Here is a 23,692-nt window from a genome sequence, read left to right on the forward strand (position 1 = left end):
CGCTGACGGTACAGACGCACAGGTGGGCGCGCCGGATGGTGTGGTGACTCAGCCCTCGACGAGGTCGCGGTCCCGGAACCACTTGAGCAACCAGGCGGCGCTGGTCCGGTCGAAGGACGGCGGGAAGTCGAGGGTGCCGGACAGGAACGGACTGAACCCCTCGACGGTCGCGATGTCGGAGTCGTCGAGACCGCGGTACGCCATCGACCAGCCGTCGAACCGGCGGCGCTCGATGTCCTCACGGACGAGCGAGCGGACCGAGTGGTGGCGCGGGTCCTTCTGGATCACGGTGAACCGGTCGTTGACGCTCCACGCCGGGCCCTCGAGCAGCTGCATGAAGCGGCCGCCCTTGACGAGGAGCAGACCGGAGACGCCGAGGGCCTCGTTCCGCAACCGTGCGCCGGCGAGCATCTCGGCGAGTTCGTCCTCGCCGAACTCGTGCGTCGCGACGCTCATGTAGAGGATGGAGACCAGCACCAGGGCATCATGGCCCGCTCGCGGATGGCAGCACAATCCCGCCCGCCGTCGGCGCCGCGGGCCACGCCTAGGATCGTCCCCATGGCGACCGTCCTCCTCGTCCGACACGGACGCACCACCGCGAACGCGACCGGACTCCTCGCGGGCCGCACGGCCGGGGTCGCGCTCGACTCCGTCGGCAAACGGCAGGCCGCCACGACCGCCGAGCGCATCGCCGCGGTGCCCCTCGCCGCGGTCGTCTCGAGCCCCCTCGAGCGCTGCCGGCAGACCGCGCGGGCGATCACGGCCTTCCAGCCGGGCGACCCGCAGCAGTTCGTCGAGCGCGGCATCATCGAGGCGGACTACGGCGAGTGGCAGAACCGCAGGATCAGCGATCTCGCCCAGGAGCCGCTGTGGCGGGTGGTGCAGTCGAACCCGAGCGCCGTCGTGTTCCCCGGCGGGGAGTCGATGCAGACCATGCAGTCCCGTGCGGTCGCGGCCGTCCGACGCCTCGACGCGCAGATCGAGGCAGAGCACGGGGCCGGTGCGGTCTGGGTCGCGGTGAGTCACGGCGACATCATCAAGTCCGTCCTCGCCGACGCCCTCGGCATGCACCTGGACCTGTTCCAGCGCATCTCGGTGGGACCGGCGTCGGTGTCGATCGTCCGGTACGGGGAGGCCCGTCCGGAGGTCGTAGCGACGAACACCGAGTCGGGGGACCTGTCGTGGCTGGCCCGGGCAGCGGCGCCGAGCGGTGACGCGGTCGTCGGCGGCGGCGTGGGACACGACGAGCAGTCGCCGTCGCCGTCGCGGTCTCCGGAGCATCCCGACTCCGCCACTTCCTGAACGGTCGGAGGCGCACGCTCCTAGAATGCCGGTATGCCCCCCATCGTCCACGGCTTCGACTGGCCGGACAGACTCGTCGTCGGCACGATCGGACGCCCGGGCGAGCGGTCGTTCTACATCCAGGCCCGTGACGGCCGTCGCGTCGTCAGCGTCGCCATCGAGAAGGAACAGTCGGCCGTGCTCGCCGACAAGATCGACGAACTCCTCGACGAGGTCGCCACGGTCGACGACAACCGCTTCAGCGTCCCGGACGCAGCACCGAGCGAGCTGCGTGACGGCGACCCGCTCGACCAGCCCGTCGAGCCCGAGTTCCGCGCGGGCGCCCTGAGCCTGGGCTTCGACCCGGCCACCGCGCAGGTCGTGATCGAGGCGTACCCGATCGAGGACGACGTCGAGGTCTTCACCGAGTCGACCGGCGACGGCGACGAGGTCGAAGCGGTCGTCGAACTGCCCGAACCGAGCGAGCTGCTGCAGGTCAAGATCCCGGTGGGAAGCGCCCGCGCCTTCGTCCAGCGCACGCGCGAGGTCATCGCCGCCGGACGACCGAACCCGCCCGAGCTGCCCGAGCTCGGATGACGATCGGTCCTGACGCCGCCGGTGCCGCGGTCCCCAGCGCTCCCGGGGAACTCCGCATCACCGGGCGCATCCGCGAGGCCTCGAACGCCACGTTCCTCGCCCGGCTCGACGGCGAGGACGTGGTCTACAAGCCGATCGAGGGCGAGAAGCCGCTGTGGGACTTCCCCGACGGCACCCTCGCCGGCCGTGAGGTCTCCGCCTACCTGGTGTCCGAGGCGCTCGGTTGGAACGTCGTGCCCGAGACCTGGCTCGGTGACGGCCCCTTCGGCCCGGGCATGGTGCAGCGGTGGCAGGACATCGACCCCGAGCAGGACGCCGTCGACCTGGTCCCGGCCGAGGACGCCGCCGCGGCGGTCGCCGCGGGCACCGTCCGTGAGGTGCTCGACGCCGTGGACGAGAACGACCAGGCGGTGACCCTGGTGCACGAGGACTCGGCGGTCCTCCGGCGGATGGCGGTCTTCGACGTCGTCACGAACAACGCGGACCGCAAGGGCGGGCACGTCCTGGCCATGCCGGACGGGCACCGCTTCGGCGTCGACCACGGCCTGACCTTCCACGTCGAGCACAAGCTCCGGACGGTGCTCTGGGGTTGGATCGGCGAACCCCTCAGCGAGGACGAGGTCGCCGGACTCCAGCGGCTGTCCGAGGCGCTCCGGGGAGCGCTCGGCGAGACCCTGCGTGAGCACCTCACCGACGACGAGCTGTCGGCGCTCCGGGGGCGCTGCGCTGCGCTGGCCGCGGTCGCGACGTTCCCGCCGCCGGACGGCTACGGTCCGGCCGTGCCGTGGCCGGTCTTCTGACGCGGCTGACCGTCTGACACTGCCCGTCTTCTGACGGGTCCCGCTCGAGGGCCTGGAGGCGCGCGCCGAGGGCCTGGAGGCGCGCGCCGAGCCCGGCACGCGCCTCCCGGGCGTCAGGTGTGCGGTCAGCCGAAGCGGCTGAAGGCGCTGCCCCAGAGACCGTCGTCGCCGGAGCCGGAGCCGGAGCCGCGTCGGGCACCGAGGTAGGACCCGACCACCGCGACGCCGAGGTCGTCGTTCTCCGGCGCCGTCACCGTGCCCTCGACGCGGCGGGCCATGCCGTCCACGAAGCGGGCGAGCCCCGGGTCGTCACCGAGCCGGAAGAACGTCGTCTTCGCGCCCAGCCGGTGGGCGTTCTCGAGTTCCCGGACGCTCAGCGCGATCGTCACCGGGTCCGGCGGGTAGCTGAAGTACACCTGCCCGTTCGGTTCCAGGTGTGACGTGGGTTCGCCGTCCGTGACGATGAGCAGCACCGGCTGCGCGTTCGGGTGCTTCCGGAAGTGCCGGTTCGCCAGCAGCAGGGCGTGGTGCAGGTTCGTGCCCTTGTCCCACATGGCGTCGAGGCCGACGAGCTGGTCGACGTCCATCACCTCGGCCTCACGACCGAACGCGATGAGCTGCAGGTCGTCCCCGCGGAACCGCGTGGAGATGAGGGTGTGCAGCGCGAGGGCGGTGCGCTTCATCGGGACCCAGCGGTCCTCCATCGCCATCGAGAACGAGGTGTCGACGAGCAGGGCGACCACGGCCTGCGTGCGGGCCTCGGTCTCCTGTACCTCGACGTCCTCGATCTGCAACCGCACCCCGGCGCCGGAACGGGTACCGTCCCCGGCCGTGCGGGTCAGGGCGTTGGTGATCGAGCGTGTGACGTCCCAGGGTTCGGTGTCACCGAACTCCCACGGACGCGTCGAGCCGGAGCGGTCCCCGGCAGCACCGGCGCGGCGGAGGTCCCGTGCGCCCTGGCGCCCGGACATCCGCTCGGCGACGTCCTTGAGCAGGCTCTTGCCGAGCTGGCGCATCGCCTTCGGGGTGAGCCGGAGCTGCCCGTCGGTGCCCCGCTTCACGGCACCCGAGTTCCGCAGCGCCTTCTCGAGCTGCTGCAGGGTCCGGGCGTCGACGGCCGCCTGGTCGCCGAGCTGCTGGGCGAGGGCGTCGAGGTCCAGGTCGTCGAGCTCCGATCCGGGGCCGACCTGGGCGAGCTGGTCGGCCAGGGCGTCGAGGTCCGCGATGTCCTGGAACACCCCGGTGCCGTCGCCGAGACCGAGACCCTGCTCGCCGTCCATGCCCTCGGACCCGCCCCAGTCCTCGCCGGGGCGGAGGGCGCGCAGGTTGTCGTCGAGTTGGGACAGCGCCCCCATCAGTGCGGGGGAGCCGAATGCCTGCTCGGCCAGCGCGTCGAGTTCGTCACGCTGCTCCTGCGTCATCGAGTTCCGCATCCGTTGGGCCGCTGCGGCTCGGGCTGCGAGGTCGTCGAGCAGCTCGTCCACGTTCTGCGGGTTCGACGGGAACTGGTCACCGTGCTTCGCCATGAACTCGTCGAACTGTTCCTGGCTGTCCTCACCCCGACGGTGGGCGTCGAGCAGTTCGTTGAGGTCCTGCATCATCCCGGCGACCGCGGCCCGGTCGTCGTCGGTGGCGTTCTCGAGCGCCTGCTTCATGCCCGCGAACCGCTGGTCGAGCATCTCGCGGCCGAGCAGGTCCTTGATCTGCTCGTACTTCTGCCGGGCCGTCGGGCTCTTCCAGTCGTAGCCGTTCAGTTCGCTGACCGCTGCGGCGGGCGAGGACGGCAGGCTGTCGAGCTGCATCTGGGCCAGTGCGCGGTCCCCGTCGTCCATCGCCGTGTCGCGAGCGAGTTGTCCACGTTCGGCCAGGACGGCTTCGTCGAGGAGCTGCCTGATCTCCTGCAGGGTGCCGTCCAGGTTGTTCCGGCTCGTCAGTTCGCGGCGCTTCTCGGCGACCAGTCGGGCGAGGTCGTCAAGCCCCCGCTGCGACCGCCCGCCGCGTCGGAGGAACTCCCGCATCGCACGCTCGGGCGAGGTACCCGCCATCACGTCCTGCCCGATCGCGTCGAGCGCCTCCGCCAGGTCGGCGGGTGGCGCGAGGGGATCCGGGCCGCCGTCGTACTTGCCGTAGCGGCTGTCACGGCTCAGCCGACGGTTCGGGCGGCTAGCCACGGGTCACCCCGTCGGTGTCGGTGTCCGTGCCGGTGCGCACCGGGTCACATCCCATACGCTGCTTCGCCCCCGCCGGACTCCTTGCTGATGCGGCGGGCCAGGAACAGGCCCTCCAGCGCCAACTCGATAGCGCCGGCGCGCTCGCCGTCGGACGTGGCGCCGAGGCGCTCGCACACCTGGTCGTACAGGTCGGACTCGCCGAGCGACGGCAGGCCGGCGAGGAAGTCCCGCGCGCTGACCTGTTCGCCGGTGGTGACCATCGTGCCGCCCTCGAGCGCATCGACGAGCACCCCGAAGTCCAGCCCACGGAAGCGCGAGCGCACGGTCTCGGCGGTCGCGGTCCGCAGCAGGTGTTCGAGCACCTCGTCGGCGCGGTCCTCTTCCCCGGACTCGAACTCGATCTTGCCGCCGAGCACGTCGACCGCGGTCTCGAGGTCGATCGGCCGGGCGACGGCGTCCGGCTCACCCTGGCGGGCGGCGCGGTGCACGGCGGCGGCGGAAACGGTCTCGGCACCGGCGATCGAGAAGCGGGCACTGACACCACTGCGCTGGTCCACGGCACTCGACTCGCGGAGGGCACGGGTGAAGCGGGCGAGGATCTCGATCAAGGCGTCCGGCACCTCGGCGGTCAACTGCGCCTCCTGCCGGATGACGGCGATCTCGTCCGCCAGCTCGATCGGGTAGTGCGTGCGGATCTCGGCGCCGAAGCGGTCCTTCAACGGTGTGATGATCCGGCCGCGGTTCGTGTAGTCCTCGGGGTTCGCACTCGCGACGACGAGCACGTCGAGCGGCAGTCGCAGCACGTACCCGCGGATCTGGACGTCCCGCTCCTCCATCACGTTGAGCATCGCGACCTGGATGCGCTCGGCGAGGTCGGGCAGCTCGTTGATCGCGACGATGCCGCGGTGGCCGCGGGGGATCAAGCCGAAGTGGATCGTCTCCGGGTCGCCGAGGCTGCGGCCCTCCGCGACCTTCATCGGGTCGACGTCGCCGATCAGGTCCGCGACGGAGGTGTCCGGCGTCGCGAGCTTCTCGACGTACCGGTCGTCACGGTGCACCCACGAGATCGGCAGTGCGTCACCCAGGTCCGCGGCACGGCGGATGCTCGCCGTGGTGATCGGTTCGTACGGGTGCTCGCCGAGTTCGGAGCCGGTGATGACCGGTGTCCACTCGTCCATCAGGCCGTTCAGGGTGCGGAGCAGTCGGGTCTTCCCCTGGCCGCGCTCGCCGAGCAGGACGACGTCGTGCCCGGCGATCAGGGCGCGCTCGAGCTGTGGGATGACGGTGGTCTGGAAGCCGTGCAGGCCGGGCCAGGGGTCGCGGCCCTCGCGGAGGGCGGTGAGCAGGTTGTCGCGGATCTCGGCGCGGACCGACTTCTGGACGTGCCCAGCAGCGCGGAGCTCGCCGACCGTGGAGAGAGCAGGTCGGTTCACGGGCGCCACGGTACGCCCGCCCACCGACGGCGGCAACGGACGGGACGCCCGTGACGGGGCCGCCCCGCGCCTCCCGTCCGACACCGCGGCGCCGAGACGCCCCCGTCTGGTCGTGCCGCCGCCCGAGGGGCGAGACGCCGCCGGATGTGGCTGTGTCTCGATGGGTCGGAGGCGTCTCGCGCGGACGCCGGCGTCTCGCGGACGCGTCAGCCGAACAGGCGGCGGGACGCGATCTCGGCGCCCTCGACGAGTGCGCCGAGCTTCGCCCACGCGACGTCGGACGCGACGAACTCGTAGCTGGCGAAGGTCGCCAGGCCGCAGTCCGTGCCGGCGACGATCCGGGTCGGGTCACCGACCGCCTCGGCCGCCTCGACGATCCGGTTCGCGACGAGCTGCGGGTGCTCCAGGTAGTTCGTCGTCACGTCGATGACCCCCGGCACGAGGACCGCGCCGGGGGGCAGCGGCAGGTCGCGGAACGCCGGGAACTCGTGCGCGTGCCGCGGGTTGCCGAACGGGATGCTGAACGACCCGACCTCGGCGCGGTAGAGGTGGGGGAGCAGCACGTCGACGGGGACGTCGTCCTGGTGTGGCCCCTGCCAGTTGCCGTAGCAGACGTGCAGTCGGGTCTGCTCCTTCGGGATGTTCCGCAGGGCGTGGTTGAGCGCGTCGACGTGCAGGTCGACCGCCGCCAGGAACTCGTCGAGCGATGCGTCGCCGAAGTGGATCACCCGCTCCATCGCCAGGTCCGGAGCGTCGAGCTGCAGGACGTGGCCGCGGGCGACGATCTCCTCGTACTCGACCCGGAGCTGCTCGGCGAGGGCGAAGACGTACTCGCGGTGGTCGGCGTAGTGCGGGTTGGCGTCGTCGAGCAGCAGCGTCGTCGCGACGATCCCGGGGGTCGCCGCCGAGATGAACGTGCCGGCCGGGGTGCGGCCGGCTTCGGCGTTGCGAGCGAGTTCGCGCTCGAAGCCGTCGAGGTCCTCGCGGATGCCCGCGCGCTCCTCGTCGTACTGCAGCAGGCCCTGCGCGACCGGGGTGTCCCAGACGCGGGCGAACTCGGCGCCCTCGTCGATCTGCCGGGCCTGGAACGCGGCGTACTCGGGGAACTTCACCGAGTCGAGCGTCGGCTTGCGGTGCCCCGTGCCGCCGAATCCGGACAGGCGCTCGCGGATGTAGGTGGAGAAGCCGACGCGGGGCACCTCGCCGTCGTTGACGACGTCGATCCCGGCCGCCAGCTGCGCGTCGACGGTGTGGGCGAGCACGGCGGCGGTCTCGTCACGGAGCGCCTGTTCGTCGAACGGCTTGCCCTGGTCGCGGGCGACCAGGAGCGCGGTGAGCTCCGGCGTCCGGGGGAGCGAGCCCGTGTGGGTGGTGAGGATGCGGTCGGTCGAGTTCTGCAGCGGCACGCCACCACGCTACTGACGGGAGGCTCGTGGCGGCGCCGTCACGGGCCTCCAGTCCGGATCGCGGTCGGATCAGACCCCCGGACGTCGTTCCGGGGCCGTTCCCGCCCCTCCGCGAACCTGAGCGGCGGCTGGAGCGTACGTTCCGGTCTTGCGGTGAGCGGAGGGCGCTCACCGCGGGAGGAGCATGCGCATGACGAGCGCCAGCGGAACGAAGGACGGGACGGTCACGAGTCTCGTCCCGGCGAGGATGGACCGACTGCCGTGGACGAGGTTCCACTGGAGCGTCGTGGTCGGCCTGGGGGTGTCGTGGATCCTCGACGGACTCGAGATCCAGATCGTCTCGAACGCCGGGTTCAAGGCCGACCTGGGACTGTCGAACCAGGACGTGGCGTCCCTCGGCAGCATCTACCTGGTCGGACAGGTCGTCGGCGCACTGGTCTTCGGGCGCCTGTCGGACCGCCTCGGTCGGCGCAAGCTCTTCATCCTGACGCTCGCGATCTACCTCATCGGTTCCGGTGTCGCGGGTCTGGCGCAGGACTTCTGGTTCCTGGCGGTCTTCCGGTTCGTCGCCGGTCTCGGCATCGGCGGCGAGTACGCCGCGATCAACTCGGCGATCGACGAGCTCATCCCGGCGAAGTACCGCGGGCACGTCGACATCGCGATCAACGGCACCTACTGGGGCGGCGCCGCCCTCGGAGCGGCCGCGAACATCTACCTGCTCGACACGGCCAACTTCTCCGAGAGCATCGGGTGGCGGATCGGGTTCTTCCTCGGCCCGGTGCTCGGCATCGCGATCATCTTCCTCCGTCGGCACATCCCGGAGAGTCCCCGGTGGTTGATGACGCACGGCAAGGAGCAGGAGGCCGAGGACACCGTCGCGCGGATCGAGGCCGAGGTCGAGCGGGAGTCCGGCAAGGAGCTCGAGCCGGTGCCGCAGTCGAAGGCGATGACGGTCACACCGATGGACCGGGTGGGGTTCCTGACCATCGCGCGCGTGCTGCTCAAGCAGTACCCGACCCGGACGCTGGTCGGCGCGACGATGATGATCACGCAGGCGTTCCTGTACAACGCGATCTTCTTCACGTACGCACTCGTGCTGACGAACTTCTTCGGGCTGAAGACCGCACAGACGTCGATCTACTTCTTCCCGTTCGCGATCGGCAACCTGCTCGGGCCGATCATCCTCGGTCGCTTCTTCGACACCTGGGGTCGGCGGCAGATGATCTTCCTGACCTACCTGGTGTCCGGGCTGGTGCTCGCCACCTCGGCGTTCCTGTTCCGCGCGGACGCCATCAACGCGGGCTGGCAGGTCGCGTTCTGGTGCGTGTCGTTCTTCTTCGCGTCGGCCGGCGCCTCGAGTGCCTACCTGACGGTGAGCGAGATCTTCCCGCTCGAACTGCGGTCGCAGGCGATCTCGTACTTCTTCGCGCTGGCGCAGGTCTTCGGCGCGATCGCACCGCTCATCTACGGTGCCTTCATCGGCGACGGTTCGGACCGCGACCCCCTCTTCTGGGGGTACCTGCTCGGATCCGCGGTGATGATCGTCGGCGGGGTGGTCGCACTCGTCTTCGGTGTCGATGCCGCCCGGAAGGGCCTCGAGGACATCACGCAGCCGCTGTCGGTGTTGACCGGGAAGGACAGTGCAGACGCCGGTCCGGGTTCCGGGACGGGAGGCCCGTCCAGCCGTGGGCCGGAGACCCGGAGAAACTCCTGATGCAACATGTTTAGCGGTCGCCGCCGCATCCTGTGATCCTCGTGACCACGGCCCCGTCCGGAGGGCCGTGGTCACGGAGGATCCGATGCACGACACCACCACGACGGCCGAACACCGCCGGAGGGGGCAGCATGCTGTCCTCCACAGAAGACGGCCGCGTCCGGTTGTCCACCGGGCAGACGGCGCCCTCGGCCGTCGGAGCCGCCGTGCAGGACGGTGACCTGATGACCGGACTCCTGCGCGTCGAGAGCGACGTGATCAGTGCCACCAGTGCCACCAGTGCCGCCAGTGCCACGAGTGCCACCGGTGCCGGACCCAGTGCCGCCGGCGCCAGTGCCAACGCCGGTGGCGGTGTCGCCGACCCGCTGGGGGTGCCGCGAAACCTCTTGCGTGACGCGGTCTTCGAACGGATGTTGCGCCACATCCTGCGCGGTGACTACCGCCGTGGACAGCGCCTGCGCCTCGACGCGCTGGCCGACGACATGCGGGTGTCGCGGACCCCGGTCCGCGAAGCGCTCGTGCCGCTCGAGGCCCTCCGACTGGTCATCGTGCAGCGCTACGTCGGTGTGGTGATCGCCCCGTGGACGGTCGGGCAGATGGTCGAGCGCACCCGGATCGCGCGCTCGATGCTGGTCGATCCGCCGACCAGCTGTGCCCGGGGCGACGAGCCCTTCGACCCCGCCGTCCTCCGCGACTGTCTGTCGGAGGCCGGTGCGTTCGTGGAGCTCGCGGTGTGGGTGCTCCGGCGGTCCGGGGCCCCGGTGAGCGCTGACTGGTTGCGATCGCAGCAGACCGTGCTCGATGTCTTCCACACGGACGACATCGCGCGGGCGAACGGCATCGACGTCGCAGCGGACTGGACCCGGCGCATGCAGGTCGTCAAGGCTGCACGGAGCGCAGCGCTCGCGGACGACGTCGCGCTGTGCGCCGTCCGGCTGACCGAGCTGGCCGAGCTGCTGATCGCGCTGCCCGAGCGGTTCCGCAGCGCCGAGACGGCTTGAGTCGAACCGGTGTCGCCATGCGGGACGGACATCACCATGCCGTCGCGCAACCAAGTCGCTCCCCGGGCGGGCGCTGACGATCGGGGGCGTCAGGCCCAGGCCACGGGGAGCGACGTCTGGGTGCTGTACTGCGTGCTCTTGCTGGGTGCTGTGTCGCGGCGACGGGGGTGTGACGCCCCGGAATGTGATGCCACGTCACGACGAGACTATGCACCGGGGTACACAACGGCAACCCCCCATCGTCCCCACTTCGGGGGACCGATGAGAACGGTGCCGCAGATGCCGTCTCGCCGGGCACGACTGCGGCTCCGCTGACGGCGATCCGGCGGGTCGAGAGTCCGCCCGACCTCCTGTATGCTCGTCGTCGAACACCTGGAGACGTCGCATAGTCAGGCCGAGTGCACCACCCTGCTAAGGTGGAGTCCCCTTTCGGGGACCGAGGGTTCAAATCCCTCCGTCTCCGCACTCCACGAAACCCCGGAACCGTCGATGCGGACCGGGGTTTCGTCGTTCCCGGTGCGCAGTTCTTCCGCCCGACTCTTTCCCCCGACGTCTGGGTCTCGGTCCACCGGCCGCCCGGAGCGCGCCCCCGAACGCACCGGCTACGGTCATCGGGTGATGCGACGGATGACGACGGCAGCGGCGACCATGGCGGTCGCCGCCGTGCTGCTCTCGGGCTGCAGCGCCGACGGCACCCGTGGCTCGGCTGGCGGCATCGAGGGCTACGTCGAACCCGGAGGTGGTGCCGCCGACCGCGTGCGTACCGCCGTCGGCCGCGGCGCAGACGTCATCGGGGTGGACGGTGCGGCGCTGGCCGACGACGGCACGCACCTGCTCTCGACCTCGGGCGACGTCGGCGAACTCGTCGGTGTCGCCGCGGACGCCGGGGCCCGGACCGAGGTGCTCTTCAGCAACTACACATCGACGCTCGGGGACTTCTCGCCCGAAGCGGCCACGGCGCTGCTGTCGTCGCCGACGAACCGGGAGCGTGTCGTCGGCGGGCTCGTCGACCTGGCGGCTCGCCTCGGGGCCGACGGCGTGCAGATCGACCTCGAGTCGATGCGCTCCCAGGACCAGGCCGACCTGGTCACCTTCACCCGGGCGCTCCGGAGTGCCGTCCGCGAGCGGCTCGGGGACGACGCCGAGGTCTCGATCGCGATGATGTCCTCCACCGACCCGGCGGAGTACCGCTCGCGCGGCTACGACCTGGCCGGGCTCGCCCCGCACCTCGACCGCATCGTCCTGATGACCTACGACCAGCACGGGCCGTGGGGCGGTCCGGGCACGATCGGGTCGTTGCCGTGGACACGGAAGGCCGTGCGCACCGCCGTCGACGGCGGGCTCACCGCAGACCGCATCGACGTCGGCATCGCCGGCTACGGCTACGCGTGGGGGCCCGGTGCGAACGCCGCCCCGATCCCGGCAGCCCGGGCAGCGCACTTGGCCGGCGACCGGGCGGTGTGGTCGGACCGCACGGGGGAGTGGTCGGCGACGCTCGAGGACGGCCGGCAGCTGCACTGGTCCGACGACCGGTCGTACGCCGCACGCCGGGACCTGGCCCGTGAGCTCGGTGCGCACGGCGTCGCGATGTGGTCGCTCAACCTGTCGCCTCTGCCCGAGCGCTGATCCGCGGGGCACCGGAGCCCGGCGCCGCACGGATCTCGGCTCAGCGGGTCAGGACGGCGGCGGTCCCGTGGTGCGCCGGAGCACGAGTGACGGTTCCACGAGTGACCGCGTCGGCGCCGGGGCCGGTGCCGCGGCGCTGCCGTCCGGTTGCCCGGCGGCAGCGTCGAGCCGCACCAGCAGCCGTGCCGCCGCACGCCGTCCGACCTCGTCGTTGTGGGGATCGACCGTGGTCAGGCCGACGAGGGGTGACGACGCCAGCGGGGTCTCGTCGTGCCCGATCACCGAGACGTCCTCCGGCACCCGCAGTCCGGCCTCGAGCACGGCGGCCATCGCACCCATCGCCATGACGTCGTTCGCGGCGAAGAACGCGGTGACGTCCGGGTGCTCGGCGAGCACGGTCCGGGCCGCCTGGTGCCCGGCGGCCTCGTCCGTGCCGGCGTCGCCGGCGACGACCGGGACGATGCCGGAGCGGGCCGTCTCGGCGACGGCGGCGACGCGGCGGGCGGTGGCCGAGCCTCCCGTCCCGGTCAGGTGGGCGATCCGTCGGTGGCCGAGGTCGACGAGGTAGCGGATGGCGAGTCGCCCGCCGGCGGCCTCGTCCGAGGCGACCGTGTCGGTGTCCGGGGGGCGGACCGCGCGCTCGCCGGCGACGACGACGGGCAGGTCGGGTGGGACCAGGAGACCGTCGGGTGACTCGGCGGCGAGGACGACGCCGTCGACCCGCAGCGAGACGAGGTCGTCGAAGGGTGAGGCGCCGAGGTGCGCGTTCGCGGCGCCGTCGGCCAGGGTGAGTCGGAGTCCGCGGGGTGCGAGGACCTCCCGGATGCCGTCGAGCATCGGGACGTACCAGGGGTTCCGGAAGTCGTCGACGACCACCCCGACGGTGCCGGTCCTGGTGCCCGCGAGGATCGCCGCGGCCCGGTTCGTGCGGTAGCCGAGCTCGGCGACGGCGGCGAGGACGGCCGCGCGGCGCGCGGGGGAGACGCCCGGGTCGCCGCGCACGACCATCGAGACGAGTGACTTCGAGACCCCGGCGCGGGCGGCGACGTCGATGATCGTCGGCGGGCGCTCGGCCACGGGACCTCCTGCGAGACGGGGGATTGACAGGACATGGGTTCCTGCGCCTACAGTGTAGCCACCGCCTTTGGAACGTTCCAGAAGCGACGGTCGCAGCGTCACGAAGGAGTGCACATGAGCGAGCCCATCGGCGTCGCCGTCATCGGAGCCGGCATGGCGGGCAAGGCCCACATGGCCGCATGGCGGACCGCCCCGACCCTCTTCGACCCGGTCCTGCCGCCCGTCCGACTCGTGTCGGTCGGGGACGTGTACGAGCCACTCGCCCAGCAGGCGGCGCGGCGGTTCGGGTACGAGCGGCACGACAACGACTGGCGGGCGATCGCCGCGGCGGACGACATCGACGTCGTCAGCGTCGTGGTCGCGAACAGCCTGCACCGCGAGATCGTCGAGGGGTTGCTCGACGCCGGCAAGCACGTCCTCTGCGAGAAGCCGCTCGCCGACTCGCTCGAGGACGCCCGCGCGATGGCCGACGCCGCGGACCGGGCAGCGGAACGGGGCATCACCGCCCGGATCGGCTTCACCTACCGCCGCGCCCCCGGCCTCGCCGCGATCCGCGAGCTCGTCGGCGACGGCACGCTCGGCCGGGTGCGGCACCTCTCCGGACGGTACTGGACGGACTACGGCTCCTCGCCCGACGTGCCGTTCTCGTGGCGCTACGCCGGCGCCCCGGGCACCGGTGCGCTCGCCGACGTCGGGTCCCACCTGACGTACATCGCCGAGTTCCTGGCCGGGGACGTCACGCAGGTCAGCGGAGGACTGTTCACCACCGAGATCACCGAGCGCCCGGTCGCAGCCGGACACGCGCTCCGTGGGCAGGGGGCACCGCTCACGGGGGAGACGGCACGCGTGCAGAACGACGACTACGCCACCTTCGCCGCTCGCTTCGGTGCCGGTGTCGGCTCCCTCGAGGTCTCGCGCGTCACGACGGCGCACCCGAACGGCCTGGTGGTCGAGGTGTTCTGCGAGAACGGGGCGGCACGCTGGGACCAGGAGCGCCCGGCCGAGATCGGTCTCGCCCTCCGCAGCGACGGCAGCCGCCTGGGCGGGTACCGGCAGGTCGTCCTCGGCCCCGACCACCCCTACGTCGCGGGCGGGATGGCGATGGACGCACCCGGCGTCGGCTGGGGGCAGAACCAGATGTTCGAGGTGCAGGCCCGCGCCTTCCTCGACGAGGTGGCCGGGGTCGCCGACCCCCTGCCGACGAACGCCACCTTCCACGACGGCGTGCACAACATGGAGGTCCTCGCCGCCGTCACCGCGTCGGCCGCCGACGGCGGTCGCACGGTCACGGTGGAGGCCCGGTGCACCGCCGACACGACGGCGACGGTCAGCGCATGAAGCTCGGACTGTACAACGCTGTCTTCCACGACCGGTCCCTCGCCGACGCACTCACCGCCGTCCGTCGGGCCGGCCTGACCGGGATCGAGTTGAACACCGGCGGCTTCCTGCCCCCGGTGCACGTGCCGGACATCGACGCGATCCTGACGGACGACGCGGCTCGCGACGCCTTCCTCGAGCAGTTCGACGGCACCGGGGTGTCGATCGCCGGACTCAACTGCAACGGCAACCCGCTGCACCCCGACCCCGCGATCGGCCCCGCGCACGCAGAGGACATCCGACGCAGCATCCGTCTGGCCGCCCGCCTCGGGCAGACCCGCGTCGTCACGATGTCCGGCCTGCCGGCGGGGGAGCCCGGCGGGACCCGTCCGAACTGGGTCGTGAACGCCTGGAACTCCGCCGCGCTCGACGTCCTCGAACACCAGTGGAGCATCGCGGTGCCGTTCTGGCAGGAGATCGACGCGTTCGCCCGGGAGCACGGGGTGCACGTCGCGCTCGAGCTGCATCCGCAGAACCTCGTCTTCAACCCGGCGTCGGTCCGGGAACTCGTGGAACGCGGTGCCCTGACGAACACCGGCGTGGAACTCGACGCCAGCCACCTGTTCTGGCAGCAGATGGACCCGGTCGCCGTCGTCCGCGACCTCGGCCCGCTCGTCCTGCACGCCGCCGCCAAGGACGTCCGGATCAACCCGCACGCCGCGATCAACGGCGTGCTCGACAACTCGTTCCGACGACTGTCACCGGACGAGCCGCGCACCAACCTCGGCGGCGACGAGTGGGCGAACGAGTGGCCGAAGCCGTCCGCGTGGGACTTCGTGGCGCTCGGGAAGGGGCACGACACCGCGTTCTGGACCGAGTTCCTCCGCGCGCTGCACGAGGTCGACCCGGACATGCTCGTCAACATCGAGCACGAGGACACCGAGCTCGGGCGGGAGGAGGGGGTCAGGGTGGCGGCGGAGGTCCTGCTCGCCGCGGACGCGGCACTGCGCCTCCCGTCCGCACTGCATGTCCCGTCCGCGCTGCGCGATCGGTGACGCATCCTCCGGTTGCGCTCACTCGGCCGTTGTAGCATCGCCGGACATCGACCCAGCGGCGAGGAGACCTGCGTGCCGGAGCTGACCCACCAGACCGTCCCGATCGACCGGATCCAGGACGCGGGTGCGGCCGTCATGGCGTCGGTCGCGACTGTGGTGGACGGCAAGACCGAGGCCATCCGCACCGCCCTCACCGTGATGCTCGCCGAGGGACACCTGCTCGTCGAGGACGTCCCCGGCGTCGGCAAGACCGTGCTGGCGAAGGCCCTCGGTGCCTCGGTCGGCGGGTCCGTGAGCCGCATCCAGTTCACCTCCGACATGCTGCCCTCGGACGTCACCGGCGTGAACATCTACGACCAGTCGTCCGGCGCCTTCCGGTTCTCGCCGGGTCCGGTGTTCGCGAACGTCGTCATCGGTGACGAGATCAACCGCACGAGCCCGAAGACCCAGTCGGCGCTCCTGGAGGCGATGGCCGAGTCCCAGGTGACCGTCGACGGCGTGACCCGGCCCCTCGAGACCCCGTTCATGATCGTCGCGACGCAGAACCCGGTCGACATGGAGGGCACGTACCCCCTGCCGGAGGCGCAGCGCGACCGGTTCATGGCGCGCATCGCGATGGGCTACCCGAGCCCCGGTGCCGAACGGCGCATGCTCGCGGCCCGAGGCGGGCACGACCCGCTCGCCGACCTGCGCCCCGTCGTCGACGTCGACACGCTCCGTGCCATGATCGCGTCCGTGCGCACGGTGCACGTCGCGCCGGACGTCGAGGCGTACATCGTCGAGATCGTCCGCGCCACCCGCACGCACCCCGACCTGCTCCTCGGCGCCAGCCCCCGCGCGACCCTGCACCTGGCACAGGCAGCCCGTGCGCACGCGGCGCTCCTCGGCCGGCCCTTCGTCACCCCCGACGACGTCGCGACCCTGGCGCCGGTCGTCCTGGCACACCGGCTCGTCCCGGTCGCCCGCGGCCTCGGCGGCTCGGCCGAGGACACGGCCCGCGAGATCGTCGTCCGGATCGTCTCCGACACCGCGGTGCCGTTCACCGCGACCCCCGTCCGCTCCTGATGGCCGACCAGCGCCCCGCTGCCCGTCCGATCGCGCTCCGCGCGGGCGCGGCCGGCTCGGCGCTGTCCCGCATCGGACGCCGCGGGCTCGGCATGCTGCGGCGGACCCCGTTCCCACGCCCGACGCTGCGCGGCTGGACGGTCCTCGCGGTCGGCATCGGGCTCGTCGGCGGCGGACTGGTGGCGTCGATGAGCGTCGCCGTGTCCGCGGGTCTCCTGCTCCTGGTGCTCGTCGTCGCGGGTGTCGTCACCGCACTGGCCGTGGCGGCGCCGCTCCGGGCCTCCCGGTCGGCACCGCGCGCGACCGTGCAGGTGGGAGAGGTCTACCGGGAGCGGGTCACGCTCCGGGGCTCCGGGGTGCGCTTCGCACCGCGGTCCACGCTGCTGGTCAGCGAACAGCTGGACGACCTCTTCGTGAGCACCGGTGACGCGGCGTCGCTCGTCACCATCGGACCCGGCCAGCCGCCGGCCGTCCTCGACGTCGAGGCCCTCGCGATCCACCGCGGGCGAGCGTCCATCGGCCCGGTCACGATCCGCGTCGAGGACCCGTTCGGGCTGCTCCGCATCGACCGGCCGGTCGTCCCGGCCGAGGAGGTCGTCGTGGTCCCCGGGACGACGCCGCTCGCCGCGCTCGACACCGGTGCGCTCGCCGGCGCGGTCTCCGCGGACGAGGGCCGGGTCGGACAGGGCGGATCGGCCGACGACAGCGAGCTCCGCCCGTACCGTCCGGGTGACCCGATCCGCCGCGTGCACTGGGGACAGAGCGCGAAGCGCGGCGTCCTGCACGTCCGTCAGACCACGCAGGCGCAGCCGCCGGAGGCCGTGGTCGCCCTCGACGTGCGCCGCTCCTCGTACCAGCAGCTCGGCCGCGACGACCTGTCCGAACTGTCCGACCTCGGCGGCGACCAGGCGTTCGAGCACGCGGTCGTGGTGGCGGCGAGCGTCGCCCGGGCGCTGTCGGCACGGACGTCCCGGGTCGCACTCGTCAGTGACGGTCCCGGCGGTGACGTCCGCCACAGCGGCGACGCCGGTGGTCTGTCCGAGGTGCTCGTGGGCCTCGCCGACGTCCAGGCCCGGTCCGACTCGCGCGACCCCGTCGACGTGCTGCACGGCGTCCGCGGTCGTGACGTGCACGGCATGACCGCGGTCGTCACCGGGCACTGCAGCCCGGAGGAGGCGGCCGGACTCGTCTCCGCGACGAACGGGTCGAGCCGCGGGGTGCTCGTCACCGTCGTCGCCCCCGACCCCGTCGTCCGCGGGATCATGGACCGCGCCGGGTGGCGCGTGCTCGTGGTGCCGGTGCCCGGCACGACCGTGAGCGGACGCAGCCGGTGACCGCCACCAGCCCGAGCCGGCAGCGCCAGCACGTCGACGTCCGTGAGGTCCTGGACCGCGACGACCGCAGCCCGGACACCCCCGGCACCTGGGTCGTGGGCCTCGCCCCGGTGCCCGTCCTCGTCGCCGCACTGGCGATGCGCCCGCTCGTGCAGGGGATCTCGTGGTGGCTGTCCGGCGTGGTGTTCACCGCCGTGCTCGTCGCCGTCCTGCTCGCCGTCCGGACCCGACCCCGCGGCGTCCGCTTCGTGGCGCTCGTCGCGACGCTCGTGCTCGGCTCCTGCGCCGCGGCGCTCCTCAACGACACCGCACCGCTCGGCTGGCTCGACCGGGACGGCGCGCTCGGGCAGACGCTCGCGGCGATCCGCCTGAACCCGGCTCCGCTGCCGCAGACGGACTCGATCCGGCTGATCGTGACGGTGGCGATCGCCTGGGTGGCGGGCGCCTCGCTGTTCCTGGCAGCCGTGGCCCCGACCGCCGCCCTGGCCGCGGCACCCGCACTCGTGATCCTCCTGGTGCCGGGCATCATCACCGGCGAGGCCCCGTCGGGGTGGCTGGTCGTGTCCACCGCGCTGGCCTTCCTCGCGCTGCTGTGGACGTCGGTCCGGCCGGTGCAACGGGTCTTCCCGGCTGCCGTCGTCGGCGTCATCGGGTTGGTCGTGGCCATCGGACTGCCCGTCCTCGTGCCGATCGACGCCGGCTGGCTCTCCGGCGTCACGGGGGCGATCCAGTCACCGATCCAGCCCGGACGCCCGGGCACCCTGCTCGAACTCGGCCAGGACCTCCGCCGACCGAGCGAGCTCGAGGTCTTCCGGTACCGGTCCTCGGACGGGCAACCGGAGTACCTCAAGCTCGCGGACCTCGACGAGTTCGGCACGGGCGACTGGGTGCCGACCGTCACCGACGCCTCCACCGCGGACACCGCCGACCAGTCCCGTCGGGTGGACGGAGTCAACCCGCGGTTGGCCGACCGTGGTGACGTGACGGTGCAGATCACCGGACTGTCGAGCAACTACCTGCCGCTGCCCGCCGGGGCGATGTCGGTCGAGTCGAAGTCGACGAACCTCGACCTCGCCCAGTGGCGTTGGTCCGGGGACACGAACACGGTCCGCTCCGCCGGTCCGGCGACCCGCCGCGGTGCGGTCTACGAGGCGTACGGCGCCTCGGTGTCCGCGAGCGCGTACCTCGACGCCATCGCCGCCTCCGGCCGGCTGTCCCAGGCCGACGGTCGTGGCTTCGTCGCGCCGTCCCGGGCGCAGCTCCGCACCGACACCGAGCTGCCCGACGACCTGCCGAACGTGATCCGCACCACCGCGGCCCGGGTCGACGCTGGCGCGACCACCGACTACGGGCAGGCCCGGGCTCTCGAGCAGTGGTTCCGCAGCGGCCTGTTCACCTACTCCGAGACGGCGCCGGTCGAGCAGGGCTACGACGGTGACAGCATGGACGTCGTCGCGCGGTTCCTGCAGGAGCGCTCGGGGTACTGCGTGCACTTCGCGTCCGCGATGGCCGTGATGGCCCGCACCCTCGGCATCCCGTCGCGCGTCGCCGTCGGCTACCGCGCCGGTGCCAGCCGCGAGGACGGCCAGTACACGGTGTCGAACCGCCAGCTGCACTCGTGGCCGGAGCTGTACATCCGCGGCGCCGGATGGGTGTCGTTCGAGCCGACGCCGGACTCCGACCAGGCCGCGCAGCCGCAGCCCTCGGCGTCCGCCACGTCGGCGCCCGCCCCGACCGAGACGCCGCTGCCCGCTCCCGGTGAGACCACGGCGCCGTCGGCCTCGGCATCGGCCTCGTCGACACCGACCTCCGCGGCTGCGGGCGGCAGCAGTGCCGGTGGTGGCGGTGCCCCGTGGGGTGTGCTCGTCGGCGTGCTCGTCGCCCTCGCGGTGCTCGTCGCGCCCGGCGCGGTCCGAGCGGGACGACGGCACCGTCGGCTCGGCGCGGTCGCGGCAGGACGGCATCCGGCCGTCACCGCGTGGCGGGAACTGCTCGACGACGTCGCCGACCACGGGTTCGCACCCGGTTCGGCACCACCCGGGGACGCAGCCGCCGTCGCCCGGACCGCACGGGGCGTCCTCGGTCGCCTCCGGACGGTGGTGCCGGCGTCGGTGCTGCCGCACCTGCAGTCCGTGGTGGACGCCGTCGACCACGAGCGCTTCGCCGTCGACGGCCGTGCGGACACGCAGGCACTCCTCCGGTCCGTCCGGGAGGCCCGCACCGCGTTGGACGGCGCGGTCTCGCGTGGCCGGGTGGTCCGGTCCCGCCTGCTCCCGCCGAGCCTGCTGCCCTCGGGCCGTCCGTCGGACGGGCGACCCGCGCCGGCAGCGGGCTGACCCGCGCCGGCAGCGGGCTGACCCGCGGGCCACGCCGGCGGTTCAGCGCGGCCGGAGCACCGCCTCCACCATCGTCGCGACGGCCTCGCCCGGGTTCATCCCGTCGAGGGCGGGGGCGTCGAACACCATGCCGGAGTTCGTGGCGATGAGGATCGTCGCGAAGGTGTCGAGCGGCATGCCGGGGTCGACCTCGGGGTGCGCGGCGAACCAGGTGTGGACGAGTTCCCGGACGCCGTCCTGCAGGGTGCGGCGCTGCCGGACGAACTCGGGCATGAACTCCGGGTGGCGGATGGCGTAGGCGCGGAGTTCGGAGAGCAGGGCGAACTCGGCGCTCTGGTCATGTCGTCCGAACGCGGCCCGGACGACGTCACCGACGTCGGCCGCGCTGATGTCGATGCCGATGAGCTCCTGCAGCGACTGGAGCACCCGGTTCGTGGCGCGCTGCATGACCTGCGCGAGCAGGTCCTCCTTCGACGAGAAGTTCGAGTAGACCGCGCCCTTGCTGAAGCCCGCGGCGGCGGCGACGGCGTCGAGCCGCGCTTCGTGCACGCCCTGCTCGGCGAAGACCCGGGAGCCGGCCGCGAGCAGGCGCTCCCGGACCTCGGATCGCGGTGTCCGCGGGACCGGTGTCGTGCGGTCCTCCGGTGCGTCCGGGCCTGCCGGTTCGGTTGCGTCGGTCATCGGATCCTGTTCCGGGACTCTGCTGGTGCGGATGGAGCTGGTGCGGGTGGGGCCGGTGCGGGTGGGCCCGGTCGGGGAGCCGGCGGGGGGCCCGGGGGACCGCGCCGCGTGCTGATCCCGCGCGGAGCGGTTGCCCCTCGTGCCGACACGTGGTGCCTGCACACCCGGCGTCAGGACCGCCGTCTTCGGGTCACGTCGGTCCGTCCTCGGAGGGAGTGCAGCCGGGTCGATACCCGGCGGTCTCGAGTGTACGACCTGGTGGTCGTCGTGCACAGGGCGGCGGGTCAGTCCTCGCCGTGCTCCACGGGGTGTGGCTGGTCCGGAGTGACGGGCAGGGTGCCGGTGTGGACGCTGTCGATGCGGATGCTCCCGGTGTGCACGCCGCCCGCACCGGCGCGCTGCCCGGGGCGACGCAGCAACCGGGCGGCACCCGGACGGACCGGTCGCGGCGTCCGTCCCCGCCCGCGGCCGCGCCGGAGCAGCGAGGCGAGCTGGGACTGCGGCTGCCAGTTGCGGCCGTTCGGCAGACCCCAGCCCCAGCGGACGGCTCCCCAGCGCAGCAGCAGCGACAACACGACGGCGGCGACGATGCCGATCGTCGGGGAGCCGAGCGCGGACGCCCCGACCATCACGGCGGACGCAGCGACGGCGACGGAGGCGTAGAGGGCGTTGCCGCCGAACACCGCGGGCACCCGGCGCAACAGCAGGTCGCGCCCGACCCCGCCGCCCACCGCGGTGATGGTCCCCATGATGATCGCGGCGGGCCACTCGAGCCCCGCGTCGAACGTGCGCTGGACCCCGACCACCGCCCAGAACCCGATGACGGCGGCGTCGAGGAACGTGAACAGCCGGTCCCACCCGCGCTCGGAGAACGACACGAAGAACGCGACCAGCGCCCCGGCCACTGCGACCGGGACGTAGAGCGGGTCGGTGAGCGCGACCGGCGGTCCGTCCTGCAGCAGGACGTCGCGGAGCATGCCGCCCCCGAGTCCCGAGACGAACCCCACGACGAGGAAGCCGAACAGGTCGAAGTCCATCGACCGTGCCACCGCGCCACCGAGCAGTGCGGACGCGAAGACCCCGGCGAGGTCGAGCACGTTCGTCACGGCGGCGAGGCCGTCCACCGTCAGCAGGTTCATGAGGACCATCAAAGCGCACGCGTCCTCCGCTGGCGGTTCGTGCGCCGGTTAGGTTAGCCTCACCTTCGTCATGCTCGCCACACTCGTCATCGGTCTCCGTGAAGGCCTCGAAGCCACCCTGATCGTCGGGATCATCGCCGCGTTCCTCCGTCGGAACCGCGTGCCCCTCGGCCCGATGTGGACCGGTGTCGGCGTCGCCGTGCTCCTCAGCATCGCCGTCGGGCTCGGGCTGCAGGCGGTCGAGCAGGCGCTCCCGCAGGCGCAGCAAGAGGCCATGGAGGCGCTCATCGGCATCGTCGCGGTGGTGTTCGTCACCGGGATGATCGTCTGGATGCGGAGCCACGCTCGGCACCTCGGCCGCGAACTCGAGGCCAGCGCCTCCGCCGCCCTCGGTCGCGGCACCGCGTGGGCACTCGCCGGCATGGCGTTCCTCGCCGTCCTCAAGGAGGGCTTCGAGACCTCGGTCTTCCTCCTCGCGACCTTCCAGGCGTCGAGCGACACCGGACCGGCCGCCGTCGGCGCGGTGGTCGGCATCGCGACGGCGGTCGTCATCGGGTACGGCATCTACACCGGTGGCGTCCGGTTGGACCTGGCGAAGTTCTTCACCGGCACGGGTGTCTTCCTGGTCTTCGTCGCCGCCGGACTCGTCCTCACCGTGCTCCGCCGTGCGCACGAGGCCGGCTGGGTCGTGATCGGACAGCAGCGCACCGTCGACCTCGCCTGGCTCGCCCCGAACGGGTCCGTGCGGGGCGCCCTGGTCACCGGCGTCCTCGGCATCCCGCCGGACCCGCGGGTCGTCGAGGTGCTCGGCTGGGTGCTCTACGTCGTCCCGGTCCTGGCCCTGTCGCTCTGGCCGCGCCGCTGGAAGCCGTCGGTCGTCCGCGTCCCCGCCGTCCGGATCGCTGTCGCGTCCGGCCTCGTGGTCGCGGCGTTCGCGCTCGCCGTCGCCGTGCCGACCGGTCACCCCGACGTCCCCGCGACTGCCCGGGTCACCGGCGACGCCTCGTCCGTCACCGCACGGGTCTCCGGGTCCTCCGCCAGCCTCCGCGTCGGTGGCAGCAGCACCGGCAGCACCGGCCGGGAGGCCCGGATCACCCTCCCAGCATCGGCCCACCGCCGCGTCGTGCGCGCCGGCACCGCGACCGCCCGGTGGCGCCTGACGTCGGACCGCGCGCCCTCGGACGCAGCGGACACCGACCAGCCCGCCACCCTGACGCTCGACGACCTCGTGCAGCTGTTCGGCCGGATCCCGGTCGGCATCTCGCCGAGCAGCGCGCCGGGGCCGTACCGGGCCTCCTGGGCGACCCGCGACACCGTGACGCTGTGGAGCGCCGACGGCGGCGTGGTGGACGCGAGCCGCGTGGAACGCTCGGTGCTCACGCTGACCGGTGGGGGCCTCCCGACCGCCCGGACCAGCACCCTCGACCGCACCGTCTGGGCCGTCCCGCGCGCCACCGTCCACCGGACGACCGCCGCCCTGGCGGCGGACCGGACCCACACCGCGGAGCTGGCCCTCTGGACCCGCTGGCTGCCCCTCGCGCTCGGCATCGCCGCCGCAGCGCAGGTGCTGTTCGCCCTCCGGGACCGCCGTCGCCTCGGCCTGCCCGACTCGACCGTCCCCTCGACCACCCCCACCCGCTGTCTCTTATACACATCTCC

19 protein-coding genes and 1 tRNA gene are annotated in these 23,692 nt (G+C 72.5%); 13 read left to right on the forward strand and 7 right to left on the reverse strand.

The window, feature by feature from the left end:
• Window positions 1-48: 48 nt before the first annotated feature.
• Window positions 49-477 carry a BLUF domain-containing protein gene (locus DEJ25_RS05385; RefSeq protein WP_111044010.1) on the reverse strand — a complete coding sequence of 143 codons (429 nt, stop codon included), beginning with the start codon at window positions 475-477 and terminating at the stop codon, window positions 49-51.
• Window positions 478-558: 81 nt separating this feature from the next.
• On the opposite strand from DEJ25_RS05385, the gene DEJ25_RS05390 reads away from it, so the two are divergent.
• Genes DEJ25_RS05390 through DEJ25_RS05400 form a run of 3 tightly spaced genes read left to right on the forward strand, consistent with a single transcriptional unit; the run spans window position 559 to window position 2,678 of the window.
• Entirely contained in the window at window positions 559-1,302 is a 744-nt protein-coding gene (locus DEJ25_RS05390; protein ID WP_111044011.1) for a histidine phosphatase family protein, read from the forward strand.
• Window positions 1,303-1,335: 33 nt separating this feature from the next.
• Entirely contained in the window at window positions 1,336-1,878 is a 543-nt protein-coding gene (locus DEJ25_RS05395) for a DUF3090 domain-containing protein (RefSeq protein WP_110904634.1), read from the forward strand.
• The gene (locus tag DEJ25_RS05400) at window positions 1,875-2,678 is read left to right on the forward strand and encodes an SCO1664 family protein (protein ID WP_110904633.1); all 804 of its coding nucleotides are present in this window, start codon (window positions 1,875-1,877) and stop codon (window positions 2,676-2,678) included. The genes DEJ25_RS05395 and DEJ25_RS05400 overlap by 4 nt, the downstream gene beginning before the upstream one ends.
• Before the next feature lie 125 nt (window positions 2,679-2,803).
• Here the strand turns inward: DEJ25_RS05400 and DEJ25_RS05405 are convergent, their stop codons facing one another.
• The 3 genes from DEJ25_RS05405 to DEJ25_RS05415 all read right to left on the reverse strand — a co-directional run bounded on the left by DEJ25_RS05405 (window position 2,804) and on the right by DEJ25_RS05415 (window position 7,688).
• Window positions 2,804-4,849 carry a VWA domain-containing protein gene (locus DEJ25_RS05405; RefSeq protein WP_258366335.1) on the reverse strand — a complete coding sequence of 682 codons (2,046 nt, stop codon included), beginning with the start codon at window positions 4,847-4,849 and terminating at the stop codon, window positions 2,804-2,806.
• A 44-nt stretch (window positions 4,850-4,893) separates the two neighbouring features.
• Window positions 4,894-6,282: an AAA family ATPase gene (locus DEJ25_RS05410; protein ID WP_110904632.1), complete on the reverse strand. Its 1,389-nt coding sequence runs from the start codon at window positions 6,280-6,282 to the stop codon at window positions 4,894-4,896.
• Window positions 6,283-6,488: 206 nt separating this feature from the next.
• Window positions 6,489-7,688 (reverse strand): cobalamin-independent methionine synthase II family protein, encoded by a 1,200-nt coding sequence (locus DEJ25_RS05415; protein ID WP_258366426.1) that lies wholly within the window; start codon window positions 7,686-7,688, stop codon window positions 6,489-6,491.
• 190 nt (window positions 7,689-7,878) lie between these two features.
• On the opposite strand from DEJ25_RS05415, the gene DEJ25_RS05420 reads away from it, so the two are divergent.
• The 4 genes from DEJ25_RS05420 to DEJ25_RS05440 all read left to right on the forward strand — a co-directional run bounded on the left by DEJ25_RS05420 (window position 7,879) and on the right by DEJ25_RS05440 (window position 12,029).
• A complete protein-coding gene (locus tag DEJ25_RS05420) occupies window positions 7,879-9,402 on the forward strand; it encodes an MFS transporter (RefSeq protein ID WP_258366427.1) in 1,524 nt (507 codons plus the stop codon).
• A gap of 131 nt (window positions 9,403-9,533) precedes the next feature.
• The gene (locus DEJ25_RS05430; protein WP_181427352.1) at window positions 9,534-10,403 is read left to right on the forward strand and encodes a GntR family transcriptional regulator; all 870 of its coding nucleotides are present in this window, start codon (window positions 9,534-9,536) and stop codon (window positions 10,401-10,403) included.
• Between the two features lie 374 nt (window positions 10,404-10,777).
• Window positions 10,778-10,866 (forward strand) — tRNA-Ser (locus tag DEJ25_RS05435).
• A gap of 155 nt (window positions 10,867-11,021) precedes the next feature.
• Window positions 11,022-12,029 carry a glycosyl hydrolase family 18 protein gene (locus tag DEJ25_RS05440; protein ID WP_258366337.1) on the forward strand — a complete coding sequence of 336 codons (1,008 nt, stop codon included), beginning with the start codon at window positions 11,022-11,024 and terminating at the stop codon, window positions 12,027-12,029.
• Between the two features lie 48 nt (window positions 12,030-12,077).
• Here the strand turns inward: DEJ25_RS05440 and DEJ25_RS05445 are convergent, their stop codons facing one another.
• On the reverse strand, window positions 12,078-13,106 hold the full coding sequence (locus DEJ25_RS05445) for a LacI family DNA-binding transcriptional regulator (protein WP_110904629.1): 1,029 nt from the start codon (window positions 13,104-13,106) through the stop codon (window positions 12,078-12,080).
• A 114-nt stretch (window positions 13,107-13,220) separates the two neighbouring features.
• On the opposite strand from DEJ25_RS05445, the gene DEJ25_RS05450 reads away from it, so the two are divergent.
• The 5 genes from DEJ25_RS05450 (at window position 13,221) to DEJ25_RS05470 (ending at window position 20,213) form a co-directional block, all read left to right on the forward strand.
• Window positions 13,221-14,444, forward strand: a complete 1,224-nt coding sequence (locus DEJ25_RS05450) for a Gfo/Idh/MocA family protein (RefSeq protein ID WP_111044015.1) — start codon at window positions 13,221-13,223, stop codon at window positions 14,442-14,444.
• The gene (locus tag DEJ25_RS05455; RefSeq protein WP_110904675.1) at window positions 14,441-15,478 is read left to right on the forward strand and encodes a sugar phosphate isomerase/epimerase; all 1,038 of its coding nucleotides are present in this window, start codon (window positions 14,441-14,443) and stop codon (window positions 15,476-15,478) included. The genes DEJ25_RS05450 and DEJ25_RS05455 overlap by 4 nt, the downstream gene beginning before the upstream one ends.
• Before the next feature lie 135 nt (window positions 15,479-15,613).
• Window positions 15,614-16,543: a MoxR family ATPase gene (locus DEJ25_RS05460; protein WP_110904674.1), complete on the forward strand. Its 930-nt coding sequence runs from the start codon at window positions 15,614-15,616 to the stop codon at window positions 16,541-16,543.
• The gene (locus tag DEJ25_RS05465) at window positions 16,543-17,877 is read left to right on the forward strand and encodes a DUF58 domain-containing protein (protein WP_111044016.1); all 1,335 of its coding nucleotides are present in this window, start codon (window positions 16,543-16,545) and stop codon (window positions 17,875-17,877) included. The genes DEJ25_RS05460 and DEJ25_RS05465 overlap by 1 nt, the downstream gene beginning before the upstream one ends.
• A complete protein-coding gene (locus DEJ25_RS05470; protein ID WP_146240621.1) occupies window positions 17,874-20,213 on the forward strand; it encodes a DUF3488 and transglutaminase-like domain-containing protein in 2,340 nt (779 codons plus the stop codon). The genes DEJ25_RS05465 and DEJ25_RS05470 overlap by 4 nt, the downstream gene beginning before the upstream one ends.
• A 42-nt stretch (window positions 20,214-20,255) precedes the next feature.
• Here the strand turns inward: DEJ25_RS05470 and DEJ25_RS05475 are convergent, their stop codons facing one another.
• Window positions 20,256-20,894: a TetR/AcrR family transcriptional regulator gene (locus DEJ25_RS05475; RefSeq protein WP_111044018.1), complete on the reverse strand. Its 639-nt coding sequence runs from the start codon at window positions 20,892-20,894 to the stop codon at window positions 20,256-20,258.
• A gap of 284 nt (window positions 20,895-21,178) precedes the next feature.
• Window positions 21,179-22,033, reverse strand: a complete 855-nt coding sequence (locus tag DEJ25_RS05480; RefSeq protein ID WP_110904541.1) for a trimeric intracellular cation channel family protein — start codon at window positions 22,031-22,033, stop codon at window positions 21,179-21,181.
• Between the two features lie 70 nt (window positions 22,034-22,103).
• Here DEJ25_RS05480 and efeU point away from each other — a divergent pair.
• A partial coding sequence (gene efeU / locus DEJ25_RS05485; protein WP_220033171.1) for an iron uptake transporter permease EfeU occupies window positions 22,104-23,692 on the forward strand: 1,589 nt, incomplete at its 3' end.

The sequence above is a fragment of the Curtobacterium sp. MCPF17_011 genome (assembly GCF_003234145.1).
In the GTDB taxonomy this organism is placed as follows: Bacteria; Actinomycetota; Actinomycetes; order Actinomycetales; family Microbacteriaceae; genus Curtobacterium.

What these genes read in the sequence shown, in the direction of transcription:
- DEJ25_RS05390 (WP_111044011.1), top strand. Translation starts at nt 559, where the DNA reads ATGGCGACCGTCCTCCTCGTCCGACACGGACGCACCACCGCGAACGCG.
- DEJ25_RS05395 (WP_110904634.1), top strand. Translation starts at nt 1,336, where the DNA reads ATGCCCCCCATCGTCCACGGCTTCGACTGGCCGGACAGACTCGTCGTC.
- DEJ25_RS05400 (WP_110904633.1), top strand. Translation starts at nt 1,875, where the DNA reads ATGACGATCGGTCCTGACGCCGCCGGTGCCGCGGTCCCCAGCGCTCCC.
- DEJ25_RS05420 (WP_258366427.1), top strand. Translation starts at nt 7,879, where the DNA reads ATGACGAGCGCCAGCGGAACGAAGGACGGGACGGTCACGAGTCTCGTC.
- DEJ25_RS05430 (WP_181427352.1), top strand. Translation starts at nt 9,534, where the DNA reads ATGCTGTCCTCCACAGAAGACGGCCGCGTCCGGTTGTCCACCGGGCAG.
- DEJ25_RS05440 (WP_258366337.1), top strand. Translation starts at nt 11,022, where the DNA reads ATGCGACGGATGACGACGGCAGCGGCGACCATGGCGGTCGCCGCCGTG.
- DEJ25_RS05450 (WP_111044015.1), top strand. Translation starts at nt 13,221, where the DNA reads ATGAGCGAGCCCATCGGCGTCGCCGTCATCGGAGCCGGCATGGCGGGC.
- DEJ25_RS05455 (WP_110904675.1), top strand. Translation starts at nt 14,441, where the DNA reads ATGAAGCTCGGACTGTACAACGCTGTCTTCCACGACCGGTCCCTCGCC.
- DEJ25_RS05460 (WP_110904674.1), top strand. Translation starts at nt 15,614, where the DNA reads ATGGCGTCGGTCGCGACTGTGGTGGACGGCAAGACCGAGGCCATCCGC.
- DEJ25_RS05465 (WP_111044016.1), top strand. Translation starts at nt 16,543, where the DNA reads ATGGCCGACCAGCGCCCCGCTGCCCGTCCGATCGCGCTCCGCGCGGGC.
- DEJ25_RS05475 (WP_111044018.1), bottom strand. Translation starts at nt 20,894, where the DNA reads ATGACCGACGCAACCGAACCGGCAGGCCCGGACGCACCGGAGGACCGC.
- DEJ25_RS05480 (WP_110904541.1), bottom strand. Translation starts at nt 22,033, where the DNA reads ATGAACCTGCTGACGGTGGACGGCCTCGCCGCCGTGACGAACGTGCTC.